The sequence below is a fragment of the Mesorhizobium sp. CA12 genome, assembly GCF_020165255.1.
GTDB lineage: Bacteria > Pseudomonadota > Alphaproteobacteria > Rhizobiales > Rhizobiaceae > Mesorhizobium.
The window spans coordinates 126,514-150,504 of record NZ_JAIUHT010000011.1 but is presented as its reverse complement, the minus strand read 5'-3'; the positions used below and the strand labels follow the sequence as shown (position 1 = coordinate 150,504).

Genomic DNA, 23,991 nt, shown 5'->3' with positions numbered 1-23,991 from the left:
TTCACTCACATGTTGGCGGCGGTCGGGCGCACGATCACTTCGTTGACGTCGACGCCGTCGGGCTGTTCGAGCGCGAAGCGGATCGCGCGGGCAATGGCGTCCGGCTTCAGCGACTTTTGCCGCCACTCTTTCAAAGCCGCTGCCACCTGCGGGTCGCTGATGTCGTCGCCCAACTCGGTCGCTGTCACCCCGGGGGAGATGATCGTGGCGCGGATGTCGTCGTGCTCCTGCCGCAGGCCTTCGGTGATCGCCCACACCGCATATTTCGTGCCACAGTAGACCGCCGCGGTGGGCAGCACGAGATGCGCGCCGACGGACGCCACGTTGACGACGTGCCCGTTTTTCTGCGCGACGAAGCGCGGCAGCACCGAAGCGATCCCGTTCAGCACGCCAAAGATGTTGACGTTTATCATGCGCGCCCACTCATCGCGCTTCAGCGCGGCAAGCGGCGACAGCGGCATGACGCCGGCATTGTTGACCAGCGCATCGATCCGTCCGAATTGGGCATGAGCGGCATCGACGAAAGCGTCGAAGCTCTCGGCATCCGTTACGTCGAGCTCGCGCCAGGCGACGCGTTCACCGATTTCCTCGGCCAGCGCCTTCAGACGCTCGGCGCGTCGGGCTCCGATGAACAGTCTGGCGCCGGCCGCGGCAAGCTCTCGTACCGTCGCTTCGCCGATGCCGCTCGATGCGCCGGTGATGAGTACAATCTTGTCTTTCAGTCCCGTCATGATCGTTCCTTTTTGGCTTGCGGTGACGGGATGCAAAATGGCGCCGCACAGGTGAAGACCGGTAGCGTGATCGTCCAAAGAGTTTGCACAATCCTCCAAACGAGGCGGACAAGCCTTGCAACATTCCGCGTCATGCAGATTTATGCGGCATGGAAAAAATCACCGAACTGGCCGGGCTGATTGCCCGACATACCAGGGATCCGGGCATTTCAGGCACCGCGATCCCCCGGCTGACGCTCATTCGTGCCGACCGGCCCAGCGCGCCGGTGCCGGCGGTCTATGAAGCCTCGCTTTGCATAATCGCCCAAGGGTCGAAGCGCGTCTCGCTGGCAGACCAGAGCGTGGTCTATGATGCATCGAGCTATCTTCTTGTTTCGGTCGACCTGCCTCTGGTCGGCCATGTTCTCGAGGCCAGTCCGGCCGCACCATATCTATGTTGCAAGATCGACTTCGACCTCGCGGCACTTGCCGATCTGCTGGTGACGGAGCGGCGGGCTTCTGGCGAAAAGGACTTGCCTGTGCTTGCTGTCTATCCAAGCGATCCGGACCTGATCGATGCCGCGGGCCGATTGGTGAAGCTGCTCGATCGCCCCGAAACCATCGATGTTCTGGCCCCGCTGATAGAGCGCGAAATCCTCTACCGTCTGCTTACCGGTCCGCATGGCGCAACGCTTCGTCAAATGGGAACCGTGGACAGCCACCTGAACCAGGTGAGCCGCGCGATCGCTACGATTCGGAACGGCTTCCAGGCGCAATTGCGGATCGACGAGATTGCCGCGGCGTCAGGCATGAGCGCGTCGTCGTTTCATGCTCACTTCAAGGCGATCACGCGCATGACTCCGCTGGAATATCAAAAACAGCTACGCCTGCAGGAAGCGCGAAGGCTGATGCTGGCCGACGGGGCCAACGCCGGCACGGCCGGTTTCGCGGTCGGCTATGACAGCCCGTCCCAGTTCAGCCGCGAGTATCGGCGCCTGTTCGGCGCCCCGCCCCGTCAGGACATCGAGCGTCTTCAGGCCATACCCGGCTCGGCCGCGGCCTATTGAGGCTTTGGCCGAACGGGGTGCAGCTGTCAAACAGGCCCTGGATCGCCGGAGACTTTGCGCCGGACCGATCGGCTCAGGCCGCGTATCTTGCCATGACGGGCTGCCTCGACCACTGGGCATACCAGGTGTCGAAGAGCTTGAGCTGCTGCTCGGCATAACCGCGTTGGCTCTCGCTCAGCGCGTCCGTCTCGTTGAAGTGCAGCCTGTATTCGGGATTACCCTTCAGCACCATCATGTGCTTGAAATAGAGCACGAGGTCCGGACCCTCGTCGAAAGAGGACAGCACGGCCAGTGCCGCGTCCAGCTCCTGCGCCAGCCGGCGCGCTTCGGCATCGCCTTGCGCCGCCGCTTGGCTGAGACCCACCAGATGCAGCACTTCCTTCGGCAGGACATTGCCTATGCCGGTGATGGCGCCGGACGCTCCGCAATTGACGAAGCCGTGGAAGACGGCGGTGTCGACGCCGATCATCAGCGCGACCTCATCGTCGCGGCTGGTTATGTTTTCCGCCGCATAGCGCAAATCCGCCGGGCCGCCGAACTCCTTGAAGCCGACCAGGTTCGGATGCTCGGCGCGCAGCGCGAAGAACAGGTCGGCGCGCGTGGCAAAGCCGTAATAGGGACTGTTATAGATGACGGCCGGCAGGTCGGGCGCGGCGGCAAGGATTGCCTTGAAATGATGGCGCTGCGCCGTCACCGACGGGCCGCGCGAGAGCACGCGCGGGATCACCATCAGGCCCCGCGCGCCGACCTTTTGCGCATGGGCGGCGTGCGCCACGGCGCTGGCGGTGTTGACCGCGCCGGTGCCGACGATCACCGGGACGCCGGCTTTCACCAGGCGCTCGACGCCTTCCATGCGTTGAGCGTCGGTCAGCAGCGGCCAGTCGCCCATGGAGCCGCAATAGACGACGGCCGACATGCCGGCGGCGATCAGCTCGCGCCCCTTGCGCACCAGCGCGTCGAAGTCGGGAAGTCGGTCATCGGTGCAAGGCGTCATCAGCGCCGGCATGCAGCCGGAAAAAACATTGGCGGTCATCTTCGAAGTCTCCTTGAGGCAGGCATGCGGAACGACCAGTTTGGCCCGGCGCAGCACCGCTTGCCAAGCGGATAGTCGCTTTTCCGGCTGAAGAGAGCCTCAAACGGTCACCACGATCTTGCCGAACTGTTCGCCTGCTTCCAGAAAACGGTGCGCCTCGGCGATCTTCTCGAACGGAAACGTCCTGGCGATGACCGGCTTCAGCGCGCCTGCGGCGAGGCCGTCGAGGATGAAGGCCTTGGCGGCTTCAAGCCGGGCGGGATCGCCGGTGATCTCGTGGACGAGGTAGCCGCGCAGCGTCAGCGTCTTCGCCAGGACATCGGGCAGCGGGAACGGCGTCGGCTCGGGGCTGAGGCCGCCATATTCGATGAGAATGCCGCCGGGCGCCATCGCGGCGGTAAGCGGCGTGAAGATCGGGCCGCTGACCGCGTCGAGAACGACGCGCACGCCTTGCGGTGCTATCTCCCTCAGCCTCGCTTCGATATCCTCCTCGGCAGAGGCCACCACATGCGCCGCGCCGGCGTCGAGCAGCGCCATCTTCTTGGCCGATGTTCGGGTGACGGCGATCGGCACCGCGCCAATTCTGTTGGCGATCTGGATGGCGGCCAGTCCGACGCTGCTCGACGCGGCGGTGATGACGACAGGCTCGTCAGGGCCGAGACGCGCGATATCGACCAGCGCGCCACAGGCGGTGAGATATTGCATCCATGTCGCGGCGGCGGCCTCGAACGAAAGCGATGGCGGATGTTTCACCACAAGCTCGGCGGGAAAATTCACGAGCTGGCCATAGGCCGGCCAGCGCGCCATCGAGCGCGGCGGGATGATGCTGACTGCATCGCCCAGTGCGAAGACTTCCACGCCGGCTCCCACCGCCTCGACGATCCCCGCCGCTTCGAGGCCGAGGCCCGATGGCAGCGTCGGCGTCTCGATGTAAGAGCCGTTGCGCATCAAGGCTTCGGCGCGGTTCAAGCCCAGCGCCCTGACGCGCATCCGCACCTCGCCGGGGCCTGGCGACGGAACATCCATATCTTCGATGCGAAGCACCTCGGGACCCCCGTGACTGTGAAAGCGAACAACCTTTGTCATCCTGCAACTCCAAACCCACCTGATGGAATGGACTATGCAGCGGTATCGAGAACCGATAAATCTGCACGCAGACAGAACAGTCGAAACGGTTGGTTTTGAATATGGATCGCCTCGAAAGCATGGAGGTGTTCGTCAAGGCTGTCGATCTCGGCTCGTTCGCGGCCGCCGCGGCGGCGCTCGACCTGTCGGGGCCGATGGTCGGCAAGCATGTCCGCTTCCTCGAAGAGCGGCTCGGCATGCGGCTCATCAACCGCACCACGCGCCGGCAAAGCCTGACCGATTTCGGGCGCGCCTATTACGAGCGCTGCCGCATCGTGCTGGCCGAAGTGCAAGCGGCCGATGCCTTGGCAGCCGATCAGTTGTCCGAGCCGCGCGGCACACTGCGCGTGACGATGCCGGCGCATTTCGGTCGCCACTGCGTCACGCCGATCCTAATCGAGCTGGCCCGGCGTTATCCGACGCTGGAATTGGACCTGTCGCTCAGCGATCGCTTCGCCGATCTCGTCGAGGACGGGTTCGACCTGGCGATCCGCACCGGCACGCTGGACGACAGGGCCGGCATCATCGCGCGCCGCGTCGCGCGCCAGCGCATGATCGTCTGCGCGTCGCCGTCCTACATCGAAAGCTTCGGCCGACCGCATCAACCCGAAGACATAGCCAGCCATCAAGCGATCGTCTACCGGCGGCTCGGCCAGGCGCTGCAGCCATGGCTGTTTACGCGCGACGATGACTCGGTGACGCAGATCGCCCCCGCCGGCCGGCTGCGGCTCGACGACCTCGACGCCATCGCCGATGCGGCAACCGACGGCATGGGACTGGCCTGGCTGCCATACTGGCTGGTGCGACAACGCATCGAGGGCGGCACACTGGTCCGCCTGCTGCCCGAGCAACGGGACTATCTCTATGACTGCCATGCGCTCCGGCTGCAGGCGCCGGATTTGCCGCTGAAAGTGCGGCTGGCCGTCGACGCGCTGGCGGCGGGATTGCCGAAGATGATGAGCTAAGTCCACGCCGATTCCAGTCGCTGCATCACACCGAGCCGCATCAGCACCTTCGTCGCGAACAGATGATCGTAAGCCCCGGAACCTTCAGCACTGCGGCGGGTTCGACGGTCTATGCGCTGGAAGTCTCATGCCTTTCACACCGTAGAGCGCAGAAGGGCCTGCATGTGTTCTGGCAGGTCGAGCTCGCCGCGCGCCTCGATCTCCAAAAGGTATCGGGCCTTGGCCAGGCGGTCGCCTTGCTTGACCGCCCGATAGGCGCAGATGGCTAGCAGCGCCCTCTCCTCCTCTCGCCCGGCCTCGATGTGGTCACGGCTATGGCTGCCCCTTTTGTGGACGGCCTTGCCGAACGCTGCGTACGCTGCCTTGTGCGCCTCAATCAGGGCGAACAGGTCATTGGATGGTTGCCGGTCACGCCTCAGCGCCTTCGTGCTGTGACCGTTTGCTGCGACGGTCGAGGCGACGACCGCGCAGCCGGAATGAAAGAGCAAGGCGCGGCGGCTGATCCTGGACGTGGCGAACTCTCCTCTTCACTTTACGGCAGGTCCGAGCGGATGCCGTGAACATCACCAACACCGTAACACAACGGTTCGCGCATTCATGTCAGGATGGAATAGCGGGGAAAATGCGCTTGAGGTTCGAGCGCGCGAAATATTCGAGCGGCGGCGGCTGACGAGTCGGAGCCGGTGAAGGGGTCGACATCCAAATGCAGGCCGAGCGCTTCGCCGGTCTGACCGGAGGATTCCCGACGCAGATAAGAAAAAGGCCGGGCGCGAAAGCGGCCCGGCCAAAGTATGAAGGTCATAACCTTCAGAGGGGAACATCGCCCGGCGCAATGGGAGGAAAACACCGAGCGATACTTCCTATGTGGGCCTGAAGCGGCATATTTTCCACGAACGGAATTCCAAAAAAGAGGAGAAACGCGAAAAATCTCGCTCAAATCCAACGAAATCGTCAGCCGATGGCCGCTGCTTTTCCCAGAAGATCGGCATAGTGACGCCGCGCCACGTTGGGATGCGACCGCAGGCGGCTTTTCAGCACATTGGTTCCGACGTTGCGGAAGAGCGGATTGTCGGGATCGCTGGCCGGGCCGCGCGCTTCGGCAGCGAGCTCCTCCGGCAGGTCGAGCAGCGGGATCGTGGCATCGAGCCGGGCGCTGAAGAAGAACGGCACCGAAATGCGTTCGACGCCGGCCGGCGGCGTGACGACGCGATGCACAGTCGCCCTGAGATAGCCGTTCGAGGCGAGCTCCAGCAACTCGCCGATGTTGACGACGAGCGTTCGCGGGATCGGGTCGACATCGACCCAGTTGCCGTCATACTCGACCTGCAGGCCCTTGTTCTCGTCCTGCAGCAGAAGGGTGAGGAAGCCGCCATCCTTGTGCGCGCCGACGCCCTGGTCGTCGCCGGTGACGTTGCGGCCAGGATAGCGCACGATCTTCATACGGTGGTTCGGCTCATCGCGAAAGATCGGATCGAAAGCATCCTCCGGCTGGTCGAGCGACAGCGCGAAGGCTTTCAGCAGCCGGATCGCCACATCGGTCGCCTTGGCCTGCCAGGCAAGCAGCGCGGGCCTCAGATCGGGAAGCGCGGCAGGCCACTGGTTCGGACCCTGCAGCCGCGTCCAGGCCGGCACGCCCGGCCCTTGCGCAATCGTCGTGCGCTCGACGCCGATGTCGAGCTGCTCACGCCAGTCGGCCTTGCCTTTGGTCAGCTCGCCGCCGGCGCGCGTATAGCCGCGAAACTGCGGCGACTTGACCATTTCGATGTCGAGCTTGTCGGCCTCCGGCAAGGCGAAGAAGCGGCGCGCGGCGCCCAGCACTGCATCGATCTCCGGCTGGGTGATGCCGTGGCCGCTCAGATAGAAGAAGCCGACATCGCGCGCGGCGGTACGCAGATCGAACAGAAATGTCCGCAGTTCCGATGCGCCCTGCTCCAGGCGGTCGAGATCGAGCACCGGGATTATTCTGGCCATGGACAGGCTCCTCTTGGCGGTAACTTTTTTTTCGCAATCCCGGGACGGAAAACCGCTGCGCACCGTTCCTGGAATTGCTCTCTTTAGTTTCGGCGCAATTCCGAACGGAAAACCGCTACGCACTTTTCCTGGAATTGCTCTAGCGACCCCGTCGCACGATGACATGCGCGCCATTGCGGGTGAAGAAACGCACCGCTCAATCTCGTTGCAAACGGAGCAAGCCGGCGCTCAATTCCAGGCTTTTGCGGCAATTTGCGTTCGCGCCGGGGCCCCTGCTCGCCCGGTCAGCGATGATCCAGCCGCGCGACGAGCCGGTCGCCGATCCACTGGATGCCGCAGACCAGCACGATGAGAACGACGACCACGGCGACCATGACGCTGGTCTCAAAGCGTTGGTAGCCGTAGCGGATGGCCAGGTCGCCGAGACCGCCGGCACCGATGGCGCCGGCCATGGCCGAGGCGCCGACCAGCGTCACCAGCGTCACCGTGAAGCCGGCGACGATGCCCGGCAGCGCCTCCGGCACCAGCACCTCGCGGATGATCGTCCAGCGATTGCCGCCCATGGCGCGCGCCGCCTCGATCAGCCCGTGGTCGACCTCGCGCAGCGACACTTCGGCGATGCGGGCGTAGTAGGGCGTGGCGGCGATCGACAACGGCACGATCGCCGCCCAGGTGCCGATCGAGGTGCCGACGATCAGCCGCGTCACCGGGATCAATGCGACCAGCAGGATGATGAACGGCACCGAGCGGAAGCCATTGATGATGGCGCCGAGAACGCGGTTCACCCAAATGTTCTCCGCAATGCCGCCGCGATCGGTGGCGACCAGGGCAAGGCCGAGCGGCAGGCCGAAGACGAGCGAGATGATACCGGACGCGCCGGTCATCAGCACGGTCTCCCAGATCGAGCGAAGCAGGAGTTCAAACAGGACCGGCGACATGGCCAAGCACCTCCACCCGCGCGCCGCGGTCCTTCAGGAATGTCGTCACCCGCGCAAGATGCGCGGCTTCAGCGCCGGCAACGGCCAGGAACAGCGTGCCGACAGGCTGACCTTGGACATGATCGACGCCGCCCTGCACCAGGCGGAATTGGCCTGGCACCGCTGCGGCAAGATCGGAAAGCAAAGCACCGCGCGCTGCCTCGCCGGCCACATCGATCCGGAGAATCGTTTCCGCGCCTTCGCCCGGAGCCAGCCGGCTGGCGATCTCGGGCGGCAATTGCGGCCGGATGCTGCCGAGCAGGCTGCGGGTGATCTCCGATTTCGGATTGGCGAAGACCTGCCAGACGGCCCCTTCCTCGACGATCCGGCCGGCATCGATCACCGCCACGCGGTCGGCTATCGAACGGATCACCTCCATCTCGTGGGTGATGAGCAGGATTGTGAGACCGAGCCTGGAATTGATGTCCTTGAGCAGCGCCAGGATCGAGCGCGTCGTCTCCGGATCGAGCGCCGAGGTCGCCTCGTCCGACAAGAGCAGCGCCGGCCGCGCGGCGAGCGCCCTGGCGATGCCGACACGCTGCTTCTGTCCGCCCGACAGCGACGCCGGATAGGCCTTGGCTTTCTCCGACAGACCGACGAGCTGCAGCAGTTCCGCCGCGCGGGCCAAGCGCTCGGCGCGCGGGCGGCCCTCGATCTTGAGCGGCAGCGCGACATTCTCCTCGACGGTCTTGGCCGACAAAAGATTGAAGTGCTGGAACACCATGCCGATGCGGCGGCGCAGCGGCTGCAGCTCGCGTTCGCTCAGGCGGCCGATTTCGCGGCCCTCGATGAAGACCTCGCCGGAATCGGGCCGCTCCAGCCCGTTCAGACAGCGGATCAGCGTTGATTTGCCGGCGCCGCTGCGGCCGATGATCCCGAGGATCTCGCCCTTCTGAACGGTCAGCGACACACCGTCGAGCGCCGGCGTCCCGCCGAAGCGGCGCTTCAGGCCGACGAGGCGAACAACGTCTTCCCGCCCGGTCGGCTGGGTGTGGACCGGATCGGCGCGTTCGGCCGTGACATGGTGGTTCATTTCTATGTCCGTTTCTGTGCCGCGCAAACGCGACGGCGGCCCGCTCAGCAGCGGGCCGCCTATTTCTGCCAGCCAGGCGCCGATCAATAGGCGCTGATCCCGGTGCCCTTGTAGACCTTGTCGAACTCGGCCTTCACCGTTTCGTTCTGGTAGGAAGCGACCAGCGTCTTCACCCATGGCTCGTTCTCGTTGCCCGCCTTGACAGCGATGAAGTTGCGATAGGGATTGTCTGCCACCGGTTCCTGCGCGATGCGGTTTTCCGGGCCGAGGCCGCTCTTCAGCGCCCAGTCGGTGTTGACGACGGCGGCGTCGAGATCGTCCACCGAGCGGCCGACGATGCCGGCGTCGAGTTCCTTGATCTCGAGCTTCTTCGGGTTGTCGGCAATGTCAGCGGTCGTCGCCAGGATGCCCGTGCCGTCCTTGAGCTTGATCAGGCCTTCATGCTCCAGGACATGCAGTGCGCGCCCTTCGTTGGACGGGTCGTTCGGCAGGCCGATCACCGCGCCTTCCGGCAGGTCGGCGACCTTGGCATGCTTCTTCGAATAAAGCCCGATCGGCCAGACGCCGGTATAGCCGACCGGCACGATGTGGTAGCCTTGCGTCTTGATCTGGTTGTCGAGATAGGGCTTGTGCTGGAAAGCGTTGGCGTCGATCTCGCCGCGCTCCAGCGCCTCGTTGGGCTGGGTGTAGTCGTTGAAAACGACGGTCTCGATCGTCAGCCCTTTCTTGGCCGCCTCGGCCGTGACGACGCGCCAGACATCCTCATCCTCGCCGCTGATGATCCCGACCTTGATCGACTTGTTGTCCTCGGCGAAAGATGTCGACGACGCACCAAGGCCGATGACGGCCAATGTCGTAGCGAGAAGCACGCCAAGTCCGGCGCGCCTGGTGACTGACGTAACGAGAGAATTTGAAGCGTCGGGCATGATGCGTTCCTTGCAATCCTGAAATCAGTTCGGCCCGGCGGAATGCGAAGCCTTGTTCTCAGGATCATCAATGCTGCCTCATCGGGCAAAGAAGCGCATTTCCTCTGAAGCGGAGTGCGGGAAATATTCTCTCAAAGATTTGATGACTTGGAGCACGCCCGGAGCGGATGTTCGATATGGCTAAGGCGGGCAGCGCCTATGAAGCGCGCCGGGCAAGACGCAAGGGCAATTGGTCGCCCCCCAGCAGCAACGAGACGGTCGGCAAGCCGCGCGCCTCCTGCGTGGCAAAGCCCAATCGGGTCAGGCAGGCCCGCGCCAGGGCCGCATTGCTGTCGATGACCAATAGTCCGGCCGGATCGTTGAGGCTGGCGGCCACCACGGACAGTTCGGTGCAGCCGAGAAGTGCCGCATCGGCGCCGGCCATTTGCGCGAGATCGAGCGCGCGCTCAGTCTCGGCCGCGGCTTGCGCGATCGAGCCCGCCTTTACGAGATTGATCGCGCTGTCGACGCGTTCCTGGAATTCCGCGTCTGCCGGAACGCAGACCTCGAACCCCGCCGGCGAAATCCTGTCCTGATAAAAGCCGGAGGCAAGCGTGCCCCGGGTTGCGAGATTCGCAACCCTGCCCCGGTCCAAGCTCCGGCGGATCTCCGCCACCACCGCGTCGCCGATGTGGATGATCTCGGCGCGCGAGTTCGCCGCCAGCTTTTCGTACCAATGGTGGGCGGTGTTGCAGGGCATGGCGATACAGGAAACGCCGAGCGCGTTGAGCGTCGAGACCGCAGCTTGCAGCGGCGCCAGAGGGCCATCATGGCCAGCCAGGATCGCTTCGGTCCTGTCAGGCAGTTGCGGCACGCTGAGGATGACGGAAGGCACATGCTCGTTGTCGCGCAGCGCCTCGGTCATCCGGGTCAGCTTGAAGTAGAAGTCGGCCGATGCGAGCGGCCCGAGACCGCCGATGATGCCGAGTTGCGGACGGATGCCGTCGTCGATCATCGGGCGGGCTCGGCTTCGAGCTCTTGTGCGACTGTTTCAGCGGCCTGCGCCGCTTCCCGATGGCTGGGCGCGATCATTGCCGTGCTTGCGGCCACGGTGGAGACGCTGGACAGCGTCATCAGCGTGTCCACGGCCGCGTCCACCGCGACGAACAGGACGAACGCCGCCTCGAAGGGAAGCTTCAGATAGCCACAGACAATGGACATCTGCGACAGGATGAGCAGGCTGCCCATGCCGCCTGTGGTCAGTGCCAGAAGCGCGGAGACGACGCCGATAAGCAAGAGGTCCGGTATCGCCAGCGGATGGCCGTAGAGCTGGGCGATGAACAGGACGCCCGAGGTGTAGACCAGCGCCGGGCCGGTCCGCAGCAGCGCCGCCTGCAGGGGCACGAGCAGCTCGACGACCACCAGATTGAACCTCAGGCGCTCTGTCAAAAGGTTGATGACCCAGGGCAGCGAGGCGACCGTGGAGCGCGTTGTGATGGCCACCATCAGAAGCGGCTGAAGGGTCTTGATCGTGGCCCAGTAGCTTCGTCGCGAGCGTATGGCGATGACGGCAAACGCGCCGGCGAGGAATGTCACGCAGGAAAGGCCCATCACCAGCAGGTAGCCGCCCATCAGCATCAGCGGCTTGATGCCGGTCGACGCGGTCTGGTCGGCGATCAGGATGAAGGTCGCGAAGGGCAATCCCCAGACGAACCAGTTGGTCAGCACGGTGCAGGCCTTGTACACCGCGTTGAGCGCCTGTGAGAGGCTGAGCGACGAGGGCTGGGGAATCTTGCCCATTGCAAGCCCGAAAAGCAGGCAGAACAACAGGACCTGGATGGTCTGGCCCGAGGCCAGCGCGTTGAAAACGTTGTTCGGCACCAGATCCAGGAAGATCGAATGTCCGCTGTTCGGATCCCCGGTCGACGGCGGCGGCTGGAAGGGGAATGCGAGATCGGTGGAGACGCTGCCTTGCGAATTGATGAACTCGCCGAGCTCGATGCGCGACTGCGGGTTCTCGATCTGGCCGGGCTTGAGGATCAGCGAATATGTGCCGCTGACCAGCACGGCGAGGAACGACACGACCAGTACCGCTATGCCGACCTTGCCGAGATAGCGGACCGATTTCGGGTCCTGGACCATGGCGGTGATGGAGAAGATCACCGACGAGACCAGATAAGGCAGGACGACCATCTTGAGGAAATTCAGGTAGACCTGCGCGACAGGGCTGATCGCATGGGCGAAGGCCGGGTAATAGAGGCCGCACAGGATCCCGGCCAGGATCATGATGATCGTCGTCGCCGGCGAGCGCAGGATGCGCTTTGCCGCCAAGCGCCAATCGAAAGGCATGGCTGCGGCTACATCCGAGACGGCCATTGTCAGGCTTTGCTCCCCTGGCGATAACGCGCGATGATCTCGTCGGTGTTGAGGACCTGCTGGCCTCGCGCGAGATCGAGATAGAGATCGACGAAGGCCGCAAGATGCGGGTTGTCCGGACTGATGCCGACGGCGATCGTGTCGACCTTGTCGGTCAGCGTGATCGAGCGCGCGATCACCGTCATCGACGGATCGTCGACCATCAGCTTCTTGATCTCGAAATCGTCACGATAGGCGAGGTCGATCGTGCCGTTGCGGATCGCATCGATGACCGTGTTCCAGCCGGCGAAGCGCTGGATCGTGGCGTGCGGAAACGTGGCGGCCGCGTAGGTGGCGAAGGACGAGCCTTCGATCACGCCGAGGTCGCCGGAGAAGTCGCGGATGATCTGCTCAGGCGGCTTGCCTTGCGTGATGCGGGCCAGGTTGACGCGGTTCGCCAGCAGCCCCTGGTGCAGCATGGCGTAAGGCCGCGAATAGAGGATCGAGCGGCCGCGCCGCAGGGTGCGGCTCAGCTTGCCGATCGCCAGGTCCGCCTGGCCGGACGTCAGCTGCTGCACCATGGCGTCGAAGGTCCCGGCTGATCGGTCGAACACCGGTTCGACGCCGAGTTCCGCGGCTATGCCACGCGCCAGGTCCATATCGATGCCGCTCTCCCCAGAGCCGTCGGCCGGGAAGAAGGGATCGGAAGCGAAAGCCGGCATGGCGATGCGTAGCTTGTTGTCGCTGACGATGGGTTTGGGAGCGTCTTGCGCCTGGGCCGGCGTGGCCAGCGCCTGCGCCTGCGCGAGCAGCAGCCCTCCGCCTCCGGCTGCAAACAGCGTGCGACGTGTGAGCGGCATGCGCATTTCTCTATCGTGCAGGAGAGCCGGACAACAATTCTGACCGATGCGCAGTATGCACGCCGAAGTTAAGTAAAGGTATCTTTTGTTTTGCGCTTTTTTACATTGCAGACGGCCGAAATGGTCTCGGGATACATGCAGACTTTCTAAAATAAACGAGTCCGCGGCGGGGCGTGTTGTTGCCCGGTTCGTGCGAGGGATCGTCAGAACGTCTCGACCCAGGGCCTCAGCTCGACCTCGAAGCTCCACGCGCTGCGATGCTGGCGATGGACGGCGAGATAGGTCTCGGCGATCGCATCGGGCGAGAGGCGACGATCCGGCCGGTCGGACTCGGGCACCTGTCCGGCCGGCTCGATCTGGCCGTCGATGATGAAATGCGCGACGTGGATGTTCTTCGGGGAAAGCTCGCGTGCCATCGATTGCGCCAGCCCGCGCAGGCCGAATTTCGGCATGGCGAAACCGGCGGAGCCGGAGAACCCTTTCAGGCTTGCGCTGGCGCCGGTGAACAGGATCGAGCCGGAACCACGTGCAAGAAGCCGGCGCGCCGCCTGCTGGCCGACAAGAAAGCCGCCATAGGCGCCGACGAGCAGGGCTTGCTTGACCGCTTGCGCGTCGAGTTCGGCGATTGGGCCGCGCGTGCGGCCGCTGGCGTTGAAGACGGCAATTTCGAGGGGACCTGCCTTGTCGGCCGTCTCGAAGAGGCGCTCCACGGAGGCTGCGTCCGATACGTCTGTTTCGAGGGCCTGCGCGCCGGTTTCCTTGACCAGCGCGGCCAGTTTGTCGACGTTGCGGGCGGCAAGGACGACACGGAAACCCTGCTTGGCGAGAAGCCGCGCCAGCGAGGCGCTTAACCCGGAACCGGCGCCCGCGATCACTGCGACGTTGGCTGCCATGGCATTTTCTCCTTGCGATAGTCCATTCGGGCAGTCGCCCGGCCGATGGTCTTGTTCGCAGCCTCGCGCCTTCTTCGCCGAGAGGCAAGAACGGCGTTGCTCCGTTTTCACCATTCGATGCAAAAAGCCGTCGGTCTATGCGCCGCCTGCTCGGGTGTAGCGAGACACTTGCCTGCCGGGCCGATCCGTCCGACACGTGAATGAAGGGCGATTCGAGGAACGACCATGGAACCAATCTGGGCTGTCGGCCTGATGACCGGCACGGTACTCGATGGCAATATCGACGTGGCGCTGATCAAGACGGACGGCGAGCGCATCGCCGACACCGGCACCTACACGCTGGCCCCCTATCCGCAATCGATCCGCGCCCTGCTGGAAGAAACGCTGCGCCAGGCGCGCGCCTGGAATTTCGAAGGGCCGGAGCCGGCGATTTTTCGCGAAGCCGAGGAGGCGCTGACGCGCGCGCAATCGGCGGCGGTCAGGGATCTGGTCGAGAGCCAGGGGATGAGCATGGCCGATATCGGCGTCGTCGGCTTCCACGGCCAGACCGTGCTGCATCGCGCCCCGCAGCCGGGGCGCATCGGCCGCACCCGCCAGCTCGGCGATGGCGAGCTGATGGCCTCGCTGCTCGGCACCAAGGTCGCCTATGATTTCCGCTCGGCCGATGTCGCGGCCGGCGGGCAAGGCGCGCCTTTGGCCGCCGCCTATCATGCCGCGTTGCTTAAAGAGGCGGACGACAGCGGCGACACCGCGGTGCTCAATCTCGGCGGTGTCGGCAACATCACATGGTGGGACGGCAAAGACGCAATCGTCGCCTTCGACACCGGTCCGGCCAATGCGCCGGTCAACGATTTCATCAAGTCGAAAGGCCTCGGCGAGATGGACCGCGACGGCAGGCTGGCCGCCGCAGGCAAGGTCGACGAGGAACGGCTCGCCAGGCTCTTGCAGCATCCGTACCTGACGAAGCCCTATCCGAAATCGCTCGACCGCTTCGACTTCGCCGCGGCGATGGCCGAAGGGCTGAACGCCGAGGATGGCGCAGCATTGCTGACCGCCTTCACCGTCTCGGCCGTCGGCAAGGCGCTCGACCTGTTGCCGCGTCGACCGAAGCGGCTCGCGGTCAGCGGCGGCGGTCGTCACAACCCAACGATGATGGCAATGCTCGAGAGCCGCGCCGGCGTCGAAGTGGTGCAGGCCGAGACGCTCGGATGGAAGGGCGACGCGGTCGAAGCAGAGTGTTTTGCTTTCCTCGCCGTGCGCGTGCTGCGCGGCCTGCCGATCAGCTTTCCGAGCACCACCGGCGCGCCAAAGCCGATGCGCGGCGGAAAACTGGCGGGCTGATCAGGCCGACAGCTTCTTCTGCAGGAAGACACGGCTGCGGCCGATGGGGAAGTCAGGTAGCGATCCGAACGGTTGGTAGCCCTGGCGCCGGTAAACCTTCTCGGCGGTCGGATTGAAAGTGTCGATCCAGGCGCCGTGGCAGCCGCGCGCGGCAGCCTCCTGCTCGGCCGCGTCGAGCATGCCGGCGGCCATGCGGCGGCCGCGCAGCTTTTCGTCGACCCACAGCCACTGCACGTAGAGCCAGCCCCAGGCGGTGTAGCCGGAAATACCGGCAACGAGGGCGCCGGTTTCCCCGCGCACGAAAACCGCGAGCGACTTTCGGCCTGACGCTCCGACATCGGCATCGTTGAAAGCGGTAAGGCTTCCGCCCAGGAAAGCGAGGTCCTGCGGCGAGGGCTCGGCGGTGATCTCGAGACTCGTCTTCATCGGCTGCGACTCCGGTTCGCAAGCCAGCCTTAGAGCAATTCCAGGAAAAGTGCGAAACAGTATTCCGGCCGCAAGCGAAGACTGAGGCCTGTTACCGAGGATCGACTGACCGCCACGCCGCTGCGCCCGCCGCCACCAGCATCAGTGCCGCCGCGATCAGCGCGCAATTGGCGAAGCCGAGGCTCGTGTAGAGCGGGCCGAAGCCTGCCGTGCCGACGGTGACGGCGAGATAGGTGACCGCGCTGTTCAAGCCCATGATGGTGCCGCGCCGCGACGGGTCGAGCGCGGTGAGGCGCATGACCAGCACGTTCAGCCCGAAATGGTTGGCGAGGCCCCATACGGCGATCGTCGCGATCAGCAGACCGAAGCCGCCGCTTGCCAGGGCAATCGCGACATAGACGGCGGCGACCAGCAGATAGGCAAAGGGCATGACGCGACGGGCGCCGAGGCGATCGATAACGCCGTCGAGCAAGGCGGCCGCGCCGAAGCCGAGACCGTAGGCGACCGCCGCCAGGCCATTGGCGCTGACCGGCTCGCCGAGGGCTTGGTGGAGATGATCGCCGAGATAGCCGTAGACGCCGTAGAAGGCGGTCATGAAGGCGCCGCAGGCAATGAGCAGCGGCAGGATGCCGGGAACGGCGAGCGCGCCGAGCGGCGACGGCGCAGGGCCGCTTTTCCCGGTGTCGTGCAGCGAGCTCATCGCCAGACCGGCAACGGCCGCTCCAGCGAGCAGCGCAACGGCGGCGAAGACGGCGCGCCAGTGGATAAGATCGGCAATCACGGCCGACAGCGAGACGCCAGCGACCATGGAAAGCGTCCAGCCGGTCAGCACGACCCCGATGGTGCCGCTTTCGCGGCCGGGCGGCGCGATCACGGCCGAGCTGGCATAGATCGCCGGCATGGCGATGCCGGCGGCAATGCCGGCAACCAGCTGGGCGGCCACCAGCATCGTCACCGTCGGCGCCAGGGCGCTGGCGACCAGCGCGATTGCCAGCAGCAGCAATGCGCCCTGCAGCATGCGGCGCGCGCCGATCCGGTCGATGTAGCGGGCAAGGAAGAGCGCGCTGGCCGACGTGCCGAGGCCGAAGGCGGCGGCAGCCGTCATCACCCCCGGCACGCTGGCGCCGAACGATGCCGCGACGGCCGGCGCGATCGGTCCGAGAACAAGCGAATTGGAGCCGATGACGGCGATGCAGCCGGTCAGCAGATAGGCCGCGGCCGGGATCGACGCGCGCGGCGCCTCGGTTATGATTGCTGATTGATTGCTGTTCGACATATCATCATAATGGCCGAATTAAATTCCGCATCAATGGAGAATTTCCATATGGACGCAGAAACAGATGACATTCAGCGGAACAAGCATCCGGCCCGCGAGGTCGACCCGATCGACCGAAAGATATTAGGCGTCCTCGTCGAGGACGCGACCATCAGCTATGCCGAGCTCGGTGAGCGCGTCGGCCTGTCGGCGCCGGCGGCGCATGAGCGGGTCAAGCGGCTGAAGCGCAGCGGCGCTATCCGCGCCACATCGGCGATCATCGATCCGAGGGCGGTGAAGAAGCCGCTGCTTGCCTTCGTGCATATCGACACCAGGGGCTGGGGCAAGACGCCGGAGCTGATGGCGGTCTCCAAATATCCGGAGGTCGAGGAGATCCACACGGTCGCCGGCGACACCTGCATGCTGCTCAAGGTGCGCACCGAGGACACGCGCGCGCTGGAGGGCCTGCTGGCCCGTCTCTACGACACGCCCGGCGTGACCTCGACGCGCAGCTATGTGGTGCTGTCGACCTATCTCGAGCGGCCGGTGCAGCCCGAGATCACGAACGAATGGCCGGCGCCCAAGCATATGGCGACACCGGTTTATTAAGTCGCCGTGAGCTGATGGCGCCTGGAACGCGCCAGCAGATAGAAAGCCGCGACATGCGTGACCATCAAAAGCGGCACGTAGAGGATCGGGATCGCATAGGTCGTGCCCAACTGTCCGGCATGGCCCGGAAGGTCGAGCGCGACGCCGTGATAGTAGTCGCCGACAATGTCCACCACGCCTACGAGGTTAAAGGCGACGACCAGCGGCCAGAAGATCACAGGCCTCGCCACGGTGATTAGCGCCAGCATGGCGAGCAAGCCGGTGGCGAAGTCGCCATAGGCGGCGAAGCTTGCGAAGGCAGGTGCAAGGTCGGGGCCGACCACGCCCGGGATGAGGAATACGAGCCCGAAGAAGCGGAAGCTGTGCAGCGTTGCGATGGCGCGCTGCGCCTCTATCGGCTCCATCGACCTCAGCCTTGGCCAGATATAGGCGGCGAAGCAAAGCAGCCACGGCACGTAGCCGAGCACGAGATGGATGTTGAAGATCATCGCAGGTGACATCTTCGCCCCGATCAAGCCTTGGCCGGAACGGCCTCGAACACTGCCGTCAGAATGCCCAGCCGTCCCTCCATGAGATTGCGCCCGAGATTGGCGGCGAAGTCGGCGAAACCCTGGCCCATGACGACGCCGAGATTGAGCGACGGCGGCGGGCCGGAGGCACGGAGTTCGGCGAACCAGGCCTTGGCGGCAGCCGTGTCGTCACGGCGGACGAGCGTGCCGAAGCCGGCGGCTTCGATCGCCTCGCAGGTCGCCTCGGCCGTCAGCAGGAAGCTTTCGCCCGGCGTCTTCGCCCAGGGCACCGGATAGAGCGGATCGCGGCCATTGAGCACGACGTCGAAGGTCGCGAATTTTCCGCCCGGCTTCAAAACGCGCCTGATCTCACGGTAGAGCAGCGGCCGGTCGGCGATGTTCATCGCCACATGCTGCAAGAGCGCGGCATCGAAACGGCTGTTTTCGAAAGGCAGCGCCAGCGCGCTGCCGGCTTCGAACGACACTTTGTCGTCTTGGCCGGTGCGCGTGGTCAGATAGCGCGCGGCTTCGACGAAGGGTTCGCTGAGATCGACGCCGGTCACCGCGCAGCCATAGGTCTCGGCAAGAAACCGCGCCGGCCCGCCGACGCCCGATCCGACGTCGAGCACGGAGATATCGGCCTTGATGGCGGCAAGATCGGCGAGCTCCGCCGTCGCGGCCAGCCCGCGGGTATGGAACTGGTCGAGGGTCGCCAGCTGTTCGGGCTTCAGCCGCTGTTGCTCAGGCCCAAATACCGCTAGTGCGTTCTTCAATCGACCGGTCAAGCCGGTCGCGCGATAGTGATCGCGCACGCGATCGAGTTCATCGGTCATTGCCGCTTCCCTTCAGGCTTCCAAAGTCATGCAAGAAATACGGCCGCTTTCCGCGAACCACTATCCACGATAATGTCGATGGGTCATGAAGCAGAACTTCACAGTCAGGCACGGCGCGCTCGACGGCGTCGAAGCATTCCTGAGCGTCGCAAGGCATCGCAATTTCCGCAAGGCGGCCGCCGAGCTCGCCGTCACGCCGTCAGCGATCAGCCAGGCGATACGAACGCTCGAGGCGCGCATCGGCACCGCGCTGTTCATCCGCACGACTCGCAGCGTCGGCCTTACCGAAGCCGGCGAGCGCTTCTTCGCCCGCGCACGGCCCGCCTTCGAGGAGCTGATCGCGGCGAGCGAGATCGCGCGCGGGATAGGCCAGCGGCCGGCGGGGCTCTTGCGCCTCTCGGTACCGCCGGCCGTGGTGCCGATGCTGCTGGAGCCGATGGTCGCCTCCTTCTGCCAGACCTATCCCGAGATTGAGCTGGAGATCGTCGCCAGCGGCGAGCTCGCCGATCTCGCCGCCGAGGGATTCGACGCCGGCATCCGGATGGGCGACTTGATCGCGCCCGACATGGTCGCGGTCCGTCTGACGCCCTCCTTTCCGATGGCGGTCGTCGGCAGTCCGGACTACTTGCGCCAGCGCGCGGCGCCCGAGCGCATCGAGGACCTGCGCGACCACGCCTGCCTGCGCCTGCGCCGCTCGAATGGTTCGGTCGCGCCCTGGTCTTTTGTCGACGGCAACAAGTCCGTCGAGGCAATCGTGTCGGGACCGCTCATCGCGCACGACTATCCGTCGCTGCTCGGCGCGGCGATCCAGGGTGTCGGGCTGGCGCAGGTGCCGGGCCCGATCGCCGAAGCGCCGATCGCCGACGGGCGACTGCAGGCGCTGCTCGGCCGCTTCGCGGTAACCACGCCGGGCGTTTTTCTCTATTATCCGGAAAGGCACCAGGTGTTGCCCAAGCTGCGCGCTTTCATCGACCACATCAGGCAGCCAGGCGGCGCTGACGCCGCCCCGAAGCGATCAGGCAGGCGGCGGCAAAGCTGACGCTTCGAAGGCCCGTGAAGACAGCTGAGCCAGGCAATAATCCGCTCGACCGAACAGAGCGGCTTCGGCGATGCCGGCCGCATGCGCCGCGCCTTCATGAGGAGCTTCGGCCAACCACCGCAAGCGATCCGGCGTGCGGGGGCGCGAAGGTAACGCTTCTAAACCCTTATCCCTTGTGCCACGCAAGCATTCTGCGGATCTCCTCGCGTTTTTCTTGCGACAGACCCGATAGTAAGTCCTCGTCCAGATATCCTTGCCGGATGAGAGTTGCGAAAACGACGGTCAGTTGCGAATAGCGATAGTCGAACGTCCGATCCAAATCGCGACGTTGCTCCTTCAGATAGTCCTCGATCTCCCACATCTCGGAGGGTGTGGTCGCGGCGTTCGCCCGTCTTTTGAATTCGGCCATGATGCTGGCCAGTGCCCTCTCAAGAGCCTTGTCATATGCGGCGCGGGCAACTTTTTTTCGGGGGGCGACCAACTAAGCTCATTCAAGGTCATAGACATCTTCCACGAAGGAATCGGGCGGTGGATATTATCCTAACCGAGTCGCCTTTGTGACCTGTTTTCCGCTTCGCCGCCGCACCTTGGCGGAACACCGCGCATGGCGGCCATCATTCTGCGGCGCGAGATGCGATCAGTGATCGAATACGTTCCGCATCCGACTGCGTGACGGGATTGTAGACGATCATGCCGAGTTCCGGGCGGCCGTCGACCGCGAAGACCGAGAACTCCAGCTCGATCAGTCCGATCTCGGGATGCCGCAGACGCTTCACGCCCTCGCCATGCGCCGCAACGACGTCATTGTCGCGCCACAGTGCCGCGAACTCGGGGCTGATCCTGGAAAGCTCCTCGACCAGTTCCGTGACCTCCGCGCCGGCGCCGGCGCGGACGGCGTCGGCTCTGAAGGATCCGACCACGAAACGCGCGACGCTCTGCCAGTCGTCCTGCGCGTCACGCACGCGCGAATTGCCGAACATCAGGCGCAGGATGTTGCGCTGCTCGCGCGGCAGCTTGGAATAGTCCGTCAGCATCGCGGCCGCCGCACGGTTCCAGGCAACCACGTCCCAGGTCGCGGTCTTGATGATCGCCGGGCTCGGGTCCAAAGCGTCGAGGACACGCTGGAGTCGCGGCGTCACGCTGTCCACGCTTTTGTAGCGAACTTCCGGAGGCCGCCCGAGACCAAGCATGAACAAATGCTCGCGTTCGGGCTCAGTCAGCATCAGCCCGGTCGCGATGCGGTTGAGCACGTCGGCGGACGGCGCGCCGCCCCGCCCCTGCTCCAGCCAGGTATACCAGGTCGGGCTGATATTGGCGCGCTGCGCCACCTCCTCGCGGCGCAAACCTTGTGTGCGCCGGCGCCCCGTGGCGAAACCGAAGGCGGCGGGATCGAGCCGCATGCGGCGATCGCGAAGAAAGGTGCCAAGCCTGTTGGTCGTCTCGACGGGCATTGCGATCCTGTTGGCTGTTATACCATGATAAAGTCACTACTTTAACAGAATGAGTTATAGCGCAAATAAGGCCTCCGAACAACCACAGGAGACCTTTCCATGCGTGTATTCCTTACCGGCGCGACCGGCTTCATCGGTTCCAGAATCGTGCCCGAACTTCTTGCCGCCGGCCATAAGGTGCTTGGCCTGACCCGCTCCGATGCAGGCGCGCGGTCGCTTGTCGCCGCGGGCGCCGAGCCGCATCGCGGCGACCTCGAAGACCTCGACAGCCTGCGCGACGGCTCGGCGAAATCGGATGCGGTGATCCACACCGCCTTCGACCACAATTTCTCGAATTTCGTGGCCAATTGCGAGAAGGACAAGCGCGCCATCGAAGCGCTGGGCGGCGCGCTCGCCGGCTCGGACCGGTTGCTGATCATCACGTCCGGTGTGGGCATGGGTTCCACCGAGCACGGACAGCCGGCGAGAGAAGACGTGTTCAACACCGACCATCCCAATCCGCGTATCCTGTCGGAGCTCACCGGCGCGGCGATGGCCGAGAAGGGCGTCAAGGTGTCGGTGGTGCGGTTGCCGCAGGTGCATGACACGGTGAAGCAGGGCCTGATCACACCGCTGATCGCGCAGACGCGCGCCAAGGGCGTGTCCGCCTATCTTGGCGAAGGCCGCAACCGGTGGTCGGCGGCGCATGTGCTGGATGTCGCGAAGCTCTACCGTCTGGCGCTGGACAAGCAGGAAGCCGGCGTGCGCTACAACGCCGTCGCGGAGGAAGGCATTCCGGTGCGCGAGATCGCGGAAGTGATCGGCGCCGGTCTCAACGTGCCGGTGGTCTCGCTGTCGCAGGAAGAGGCTGCTGACCATTTCGGATGGCTTGCCATGTTCGCCGGCCTCGACATGCCGGCGTCCAGCGAATGGACACGCGCGCATCTCGGCTGGCAGCCGACCGGACCCGGCCTCATCGCCGATCTCGAGCGAATGGATTACACGCAGGCGGCCGCAGCCTAGACTGGTCCTCCGGCGGGTCAGCGACCCGGCTGAACCGCCGTTCGCTCTAAGCTCGAAGCAGATCCGCCAGGCTGTCGGACTTCTCCACCTTGTCGGTAAGGTCGAGTCCGGACAGCAGGTCGACCAGATGGCTGTTCATCAAGGCCGCGGCGTCGGCACTGTCGCCGGCCTCGATCGCGTCGACCAGCGCGTGATGGGCGTGCTTCTCGCAGGTAGCGTCGCGGCGCTTCCAATAGAGCGCGATGATCAGCGAGGAGTGCGAGACGAGGTCGCGCACGAAATTGGTGAACACCGAATGCGCGGCGATCTCGGCGATGCCGACATGAAACCGTGCCGACAGCATGATGGCGTCGCTGTCGCGGCCGGCATGCAGCGCGTCGTGCTCCTTCTCCAGGTGTGACCGCAACTGCACGATATCGGACGGCACCGCCGTCCTGGCGGCGAGCGCGGCAACCTTGGGTTCGATCAGCGCCCTCGCCTCGAACACTTCCCGCGCCTCGATCTTCGATGGCTGCGCGACGAAGGCGCCGCGATTTGGCTCCAGCCGTGCCAGCCGGTCATGGGCAAGGGCCTGCAGCGCGGACCGGACCACCGTGCGGCTCACCGAATAGATCGAGGCCAACTCGTCTTCCGGCAATTTGGTACCCGGCGCGAGACGATGGCTGACGATGGCGTCCCTCAGCCCATAATAGATCGGCGACCAGCGCGCAGCCGGCTTGTCGTCTCGATCTTCTTCCTTGAGTACCGTCAACATGCTTTCAATGCGCAGGCCCGAAATGGCCCGATCTGCCCCCCAAATCGCCGGCAGCCCGTCCAATCTAGTACCGCTCGCGCGGCGGTCAATCCCACCTGCCCGGGCGCCGGCGGGTCGTCCGGCAGCATGAAGCCGCCTAGACAACCTCCGTGGGCGACAGCGGTGCGAACATGCCGGCGAACCGCTTGCCGCGCGGCGCGGCATAGCCGCCGATCTTCGATGTCCTCAATCCCACCTTGCACAGGCTCTCGGCCAGCGTGACGGCGCAGACGACGCCATCGAGCACGGGGACCCCATGTTCCTCCGACAGGCTGTTGGCAAGGTCGGCCATGCCGGCGCAGCCAAGCACGATGGCTTCGGCGCGATCCTCGCCTATAGCGCGGGCGATCTCCTGCGATATCTTGTGCCTTGCATTCGAGCCCGGACGTTCGAGCTCAAGCACGGCGACCTCCGACGAGCGCACCTTGGCGCAGCGCGAGGCGAGACCGTATTTCGCCAGATTGTGCTCGATCGCCGGCACCGAGCGGGCAAGCGTGGTGACGACGCTGAACTTGCCTGCGATCAGGCTCGCCATATGGAACGCCGCCTCGCCGATGCCGATAACGGGGGCTCCGCTGGCACAGCGCGCTGCGTCGAGCCCGGTGTCGTCGAAACAGGCAATCACATAAGCATCGGCCGCCGGCGCCTTGCCCATCTCGGCAATGATGCCCGGCACGGCGAAGACCTCGTCGAAGTAGCCCTCGATGCTTGGCGGACCGTCGGCCGGATTGACCGCCATGATTTCGGTTCCCGCGGAGGCGACGCTTTGCGCCGCCTCGCCGATCTTGGCGGTCATCGAGGCGGTCGTGTTGGGATTGATGACGAGTATGCGCATTGAA

General features: G+C 64.8%; 27 protein-coding genes. 6 read left to right on the top strand and 21 right to left on the bottom strand.

Annotated features, from left to right (window positions below; genetic code table 11):
* Nucleotides 1-5: 5 nt before the first annotated feature.
* Nucleotides 6-731 carry an SDR family oxidoreductase gene (locus LB520_RS19375; RefSeq protein ID WP_224638521.1) on the bottom strand — a complete coding sequence of 242 codons (726 nt, stop codon included), beginning with the start codon at nt 729-731 and terminating at the stop codon, nt 6-8.
* Nucleotides 732-880: 149 nt separating this feature from the next.
* Between LB520_RS19375 and LB520_RS19370 the strand changes: the two genes are divergently transcribed.
* Nucleotides 881-1,777 (top strand): AraC family transcriptional regulator, encoded by an 897-nt coding sequence (locus tag LB520_RS19370; protein ID WP_224638520.1) that lies wholly within the window; start codon nt 881-883, stop codon nt 1,775-1,777.
* A 73-nt stretch (nt 1,778-1,850) separates the two neighbouring features.
* Here LB520_RS19370 and LB520_RS19365 read toward each other — a convergent pair whose 3' ends face one another.
* Nucleotides 1,851-2,810 (bottom strand): dihydrodipicolinate synthase family protein, encoded by a 960-nt coding sequence (locus LB520_RS19365; protein WP_224638519.1) that lies wholly within the window; start codon nt 2,808-2,810, stop codon nt 1,851-1,853.
* 99 nt (nt 2,811-2,909) lie between these two features.
* Nucleotides 2,910-3,896, bottom strand: coding sequence for a zinc-dependent alcohol dehydrogenase family protein (locus LB520_RS19360; RefSeq protein ID WP_224638518.1), 987 nt, complete (start codon nt 3,894-3,896; stop codon nt 2,910-2,912).
* A gap of 101 nt (nt 3,897-3,997) precedes the next feature.
* Between LB520_RS19360 and LB520_RS19355 the strand changes: the two genes are divergently transcribed.
* Complete coding sequence (locus LB520_RS19355) at nt 3,998-4,900, top strand: LysR family transcriptional regulator (RefSeq protein WP_224638517.1); 903 nt, start codon at nt 3,998-4,000, stop codon at nt 4,898-4,900.
* 134 nt (nt 4,901-5,034) lie between these two features.
* Here the strand turns inward: LB520_RS19355 and LB520_RS19350 are convergent, their stop codons facing one another.
* The 10 genes from LB520_RS19350 to LB520_RS19305 form a co-directional block, all read right to left on the bottom strand.
* Nucleotides 5,035-5,388, bottom strand: coding sequence for a hypothetical protein (locus LB520_RS19350; protein WP_224638516.1), 354 nt, complete (start codon nt 5,386-5,388; stop codon nt 5,035-5,037).
* Between the two features lie 107 nt (nt 5,389-5,495).
* Nucleotides 5,496-5,702: a hypothetical protein gene (locus LB520_RS19345; protein ID WP_224638515.1), complete on the bottom strand. Its 207-nt coding sequence runs from the start codon at nt 5,700-5,702 to the stop codon at nt 5,496-5,498.
* 149 nt (nt 5,703-5,851) lie between these two features.
* Nucleotides 5,852-6,871, bottom strand: coding sequence for an isopenicillin N synthase family dioxygenase (locus LB520_RS19340; RefSeq protein ID WP_224638514.1), 1,020 nt, complete (start codon nt 6,869-6,871; stop codon nt 5,852-5,854).
* A 284-nt stretch (nt 6,872-7,155) separates the two neighbouring features.
* Nucleotides 7,156-7,809 carry a methionine ABC transporter permease gene (locus LB520_RS19335; RefSeq protein WP_095768896.1) on the bottom strand — a complete coding sequence of 218 codons (654 nt, stop codon included), beginning with the start codon at nt 7,807-7,809 and terminating at the stop codon, nt 7,156-7,158.
* On the bottom strand, nt 7,790-8,881 hold the full coding sequence (locus LB520_RS19330) for a methionine ABC transporter ATP-binding protein (protein ID WP_224638513.1): 1,092 nt from the start codon (nt 8,879-8,881) through the stop codon (nt 7,790-7,792). Before LB520_RS19330 ends, LB520_RS19335 begins: the two co-directional genes overlap by 20 nt.
* Nucleotides 8,882-8,964: 83 nt before the next feature.
* On the bottom strand, nt 8,965-9,807 hold the full coding sequence (locus tag LB520_RS19325; RefSeq protein ID WP_224638512.1) for a MetQ/NlpA family ABC transporter substrate-binding protein: 843 nt from the start codon (nt 9,805-9,807) through the stop codon (nt 8,965-8,967).
* Between the two features lie 196 nt (nt 9,808-10,003).
* A complete protein-coding gene (locus tag LB520_RS19320; protein WP_224638511.1) occupies nt 10,004-10,801 on the bottom strand; it encodes an aspartate/glutamate racemase family protein in 798 nt (265 codons plus the stop codon).
* A complete protein-coding gene (locus tag LB520_RS19315; RefSeq protein ID WP_224638510.1) occupies nt 10,798-12,162 on the bottom strand; it encodes a dicarboxylate/amino acid:cation symporter in 1,365 nt (454 codons plus the stop codon). Before LB520_RS19315 ends, LB520_RS19320 begins: the two co-directional genes overlap by 4 nt.
* Before the next feature lie 2 nt (nt 12,163-12,164).
* A complete protein-coding gene (locus LB520_RS19310; RefSeq protein WP_224638509.1) occupies nt 12,165-13,001 on the bottom strand; it encodes a substrate-binding periplasmic protein in 837 nt (278 codons plus the stop codon).
* Nucleotides 13,002-13,204: 203 nt separating this feature from the next.
* The gene (locus tag LB520_RS19305) at nt 13,205-13,894 is read right to left on the bottom strand and encodes an SDR family NAD(P)-dependent oxidoreductase (protein WP_224638508.1); all 690 of its coding nucleotides are present in this window, start codon (nt 13,892-13,894) and stop codon (nt 13,205-13,207) included.
* A gap of 225 nt (nt 13,895-14,119) precedes the next feature.
* Here LB520_RS19305 and LB520_RS19300 point away from each other — a divergent pair, with 225 nt between their 5' ends.
* A complete protein-coding gene (locus tag LB520_RS19300; RefSeq protein ID WP_224638507.1) occupies nt 14,120-15,235 on the top strand; it encodes an anhydro-N-acetylmuramic acid kinase in 1,116 nt (371 codons plus the stop codon).
* On the opposite strand, the gene LB520_RS19295 is transcribed toward LB520_RS19300, so the two are convergent.
* Both LB520_RS19295 and LB520_RS19290 read right to left on the bottom strand, forming a co-directional pair.
* Entirely contained in the window at nt 15,236-15,661 is a 426-nt protein-coding gene (locus tag LB520_RS19295) for a GNAT family N-acetyltransferase (RefSeq protein WP_224638506.1), read from the bottom strand.
* A gap of 91 nt (nt 15,662-15,752) precedes the next feature.
* Complete coding sequence (locus LB520_RS19290) at nt 15,753-16,937, bottom strand: MFS transporter (RefSeq protein WP_224638505.1); 1,185 nt, start codon at nt 16,935-16,937, stop codon at nt 15,753-15,755.
* 48 nt (nt 16,938-16,985) lie between these two features.
* Between LB520_RS19290 and LB520_RS19285 the strand changes: the two genes are divergently transcribed.
* Entirely contained in the window at nt 16,986-17,525 is a 540-nt protein-coding gene (locus LB520_RS19285) for an Lrp/AsnC family transcriptional regulator (RefSeq protein WP_224638504.1), read from the top strand.
* On the opposite strand, the gene LB520_RS19280 is transcribed toward LB520_RS19285, so the two are convergent.
* Together LB520_RS19280 and LB520_RS19275 are read right to left on the bottom strand one after the other, a co-directional pair.
* Nucleotides 17,522-18,025 carry a hypothetical protein gene (locus tag LB520_RS19280; protein ID WP_224629408.1) on the bottom strand — a complete coding sequence of 168 codons (504 nt, stop codon included), beginning with the start codon at nt 18,023-18,025 and terminating at the stop codon, nt 17,522-17,524. The two genes, LB520_RS19285 and LB520_RS19280, sit on opposite strands and share 4 nt — an antisense overlap.
* Nucleotides 18,026-18,036: 11 nt before the next feature.
* The gene (locus LB520_RS19275; RefSeq protein WP_224638503.1) at nt 18,037-18,867 is read right to left on the bottom strand and encodes a class I SAM-dependent methyltransferase; all 831 of its coding nucleotides are present in this window, start codon (nt 18,865-18,867) and stop codon (nt 18,037-18,039) included.
* A gap of 85 nt (nt 18,868-18,952) precedes the next feature.
* Between LB520_RS19275 and LB520_RS19270 the strand changes: the two genes are divergently transcribed.
* A complete protein-coding gene (locus tag LB520_RS19270) occupies nt 18,953-19,906 on the top strand; it encodes a LysR family transcriptional regulator (RefSeq protein WP_224638502.1) in 954 nt (317 codons plus the stop codon).
* A 166-nt stretch (nt 19,907-20,072) separates the two neighbouring features.
* Here LB520_RS19270 and LB520_RS19260 read toward each other — a convergent pair whose 3' ends face one another.
* Nucleotides 20,073-20,315, bottom strand: a complete 243-nt coding sequence (locus tag LB520_RS19260) for a hypothetical protein (protein ID WP_263483771.1) — start codon at nt 20,313-20,315, stop codon at nt 20,073-20,075.
* A gap of 205 nt (nt 20,316-20,520) precedes the next feature.
* Nucleotides 20,521-21,357 carry a helix-turn-helix transcriptional regulator gene (locus LB520_RS19255; protein WP_140844325.1) on the bottom strand — a complete coding sequence of 279 codons (837 nt, stop codon included), beginning with the start codon at nt 21,355-21,357 and terminating at the stop codon, nt 20,521-20,523.
* Nucleotides 21,358-21,456: 99 nt separating this feature from the next.
* Here LB520_RS19255 and LB520_RS19250 point away from each other — a divergent pair, with 99 nt between their 5' ends.
* Complete coding sequence (locus tag LB520_RS19250) at nt 21,457-22,359, top strand: SDR family oxidoreductase (RefSeq protein ID WP_224638500.1); 903 nt, start codon at nt 21,457-21,459, stop codon at nt 22,357-22,359.
* A gap of 46 nt (nt 22,360-22,405) precedes the next feature.
* On the opposite strand, the gene LB520_RS19245 is transcribed toward LB520_RS19250, so the two are convergent.
* Both LB520_RS19245 and LB520_RS19240 read right to left on the bottom strand, forming a co-directional pair.
* Complete coding sequence (locus LB520_RS19245) at nt 22,406-23,113, bottom strand: GntR family transcriptional regulator (protein ID WP_224629425.1); 708 nt, start codon at nt 23,111-23,113, stop codon at nt 22,406-22,408.
* Nucleotides 23,114-23,249: 136 nt separating this feature from the next.
* Complete coding sequence (locus LB520_RS19240; protein WP_224638499.1) at nt 23,250-23,987, bottom strand: aspartate/glutamate racemase family protein; 738 nt, start codon at nt 23,985-23,987, stop codon at nt 23,250-23,252.
* Nucleotides 23,988-23,991: the final 4 nt, after the last annotated feature.

What these genes read in the sequence shown, in the direction of transcription:
- LB520_RS19310 (WP_224638509.1), bottom strand. Translation starts at nt 13,001, where the DNA reads ATGCCGCTCACACGTCGCACGCTGTTTGCAGCCGGAGGCGGAGGGCTG.
- LB520_RS19285 (WP_224638504.1), top strand. Translation starts at nt 16,986, where the DNA reads ATGGACGCAGAAACAGATGACATTCAGCGGAACAAGCATCCGGCCCGC.
- LB520_RS19260 (WP_263483771.1), bottom strand. Translation starts at nt 20,315, where the DNA reads ATGGCCGAATTCAAAAGACGGGCGAACGCCGCGACCACACCCTCCGAG.
- LB520_RS19340 (WP_224638514.1), bottom strand. Translation starts at nt 6,871, where the DNA reads ATGGCCAGAATAATCCCGGTGCTCGATCTCGACCGCCTGGAGCAGGGC.
- LB520_RS19345 (WP_224638515.1), bottom strand. Translation starts at nt 5,702, where the DNA reads ATGACCTTCATACTTTGGCCGGGCCGCTTTCGCGCCCGGCCTTTTTCT.
- LB520_RS19290 (WP_224638505.1), bottom strand. Translation starts at nt 16,937, where the DNA reads ATGTCGAACAGCAATCAATCAGCAATCATAACCGAGGCGCCGCGCGCG.
- LB520_RS19270 (WP_224638502.1), top strand. Translation starts at nt 18,953, where the DNA reads ATGAAGCAGAACTTCACAGTCAGGCACGGCGCGCTCGACGGCGTCGAA.
- LB520_RS19365 (WP_224638519.1), bottom strand. Translation starts at nt 2,810, where the DNA reads ATGACCGCCAATGTTTTTTCCGGCTGCATGCCGGCGCTGATGACGCCT.
- LB520_RS19360 (WP_224638518.1), bottom strand. Translation starts at nt 3,896, where the DNA reads ATGACAAAGGTTGTTCGCTTTCACAGTCACGGGGGTCCCGAGGTGCTT.
- LB520_RS19335 (WP_095768896.1), bottom strand. Translation starts at nt 7,809, where the DNA reads ATGTCGCCGGTCCTGTTTGAACTCCTGCTTCGCTCGATCTGGGAGACC.
- LB520_RS19330 (WP_224638513.1), bottom strand. Translation starts at nt 8,881, where the DNA reads ATGAACCACCATGTCACGGCCGAACGCGCCGATCCGGTCCACACCCAG.
- LB520_RS19240 (WP_224638499.1), bottom strand. Translation starts at nt 23,987, where the DNA reads ATGCGCATACTCGTCATCAATCCCAACACGACCGCCTCGATGACCGCC.
- LB520_RS19255 (WP_140844325.1), bottom strand. Translation starts at nt 21,357, where the DNA reads ATGCCCGTCGAGACGACCAACAGGCTTGGCACCTTTCTTCGCGATCGC.
- LB520_RS19275 (WP_224638503.1), bottom strand. Translation starts at nt 18,867, where the DNA reads ATGACCGATGAACTCGATCGCGTGCGCGATCACTATCGCGCGACCGGC.
- LB520_RS19320 (WP_224638511.1), bottom strand. Translation starts at nt 10,801, where the DNA reads ATGATCGACGACGGCATCCGTCCGCAACTCGGCATCATCGGCGGTCTC.
- LB520_RS19315 (WP_224638510.1), bottom strand. Translation starts at nt 12,162, where the DNA reads ATGGCCGTCTCGGATGTAGCCGCAGCCATGCCTTTCGATTGGCGCTTG.
- LB520_RS19245 (WP_224629425.1), bottom strand. Translation starts at nt 23,113, where the DNA reads ATGTTGACGGTACTCAAGGAAGAAGATCGAGACGACAAGCCGGCTGCG.
- LB520_RS19280 (WP_224629408.1), bottom strand. Translation starts at nt 18,025, where the DNA reads ATGTCACCTGCGATGATCTTCAACATCCATCTCGTGCTCGGCTACGTG.
- LB520_RS19370 (WP_224638520.1), top strand. Translation starts at nt 881, where the DNA reads ATGGAAAAAATCACCGAACTGGCCGGGCTGATTGCCCGACATACCAGG.
- LB520_RS19355 (WP_224638517.1), top strand. Translation starts at nt 3,998, where the DNA reads ATGGATCGCCTCGAAAGCATGGAGGTGTTCGTCAAGGCTGTCGATCTC.
- LB520_RS19295 (WP_224638506.1), bottom strand. Translation starts at nt 15,661, where the DNA reads ATGAAGACGAGTCTCGAGATCACCGCCGAGCCCTCGCCGCAGGACCTC.
- LB520_RS19300 (WP_224638507.1), top strand. Translation starts at nt 14,120, where the DNA reads ATGGAACCAATCTGGGCTGTCGGCCTGATGACCGGCACGGTACTCGAT.
- LB520_RS19325 (WP_224638512.1), bottom strand. Translation starts at nt 9,807, where the DNA reads ATGCCCGACGCTTCAAATTCTCTCGTTACGTCAGTCACCAGGCGCGCC.
- LB520_RS19250 (WP_224638500.1), top strand. Translation starts at nt 21,457, where the DNA reads ATGCGTGTATTCCTTACCGGCGCGACCGGCTTCATCGGTTCCAGAATC.
- LB520_RS19375 (WP_224638521.1), bottom strand. Translation starts at nt 731, where the DNA reads ATGACGGGACTGAAAGACAAGATTGTACTCATCACCGGCGCATCGAGC.
- LB520_RS19305 (WP_224638508.1), bottom strand. Translation starts at nt 13,894, where the DNA reads ATGGCAGCCAACGTCGCAGTGATCGCGGGCGCCGGTTCCGGGTTAAGC.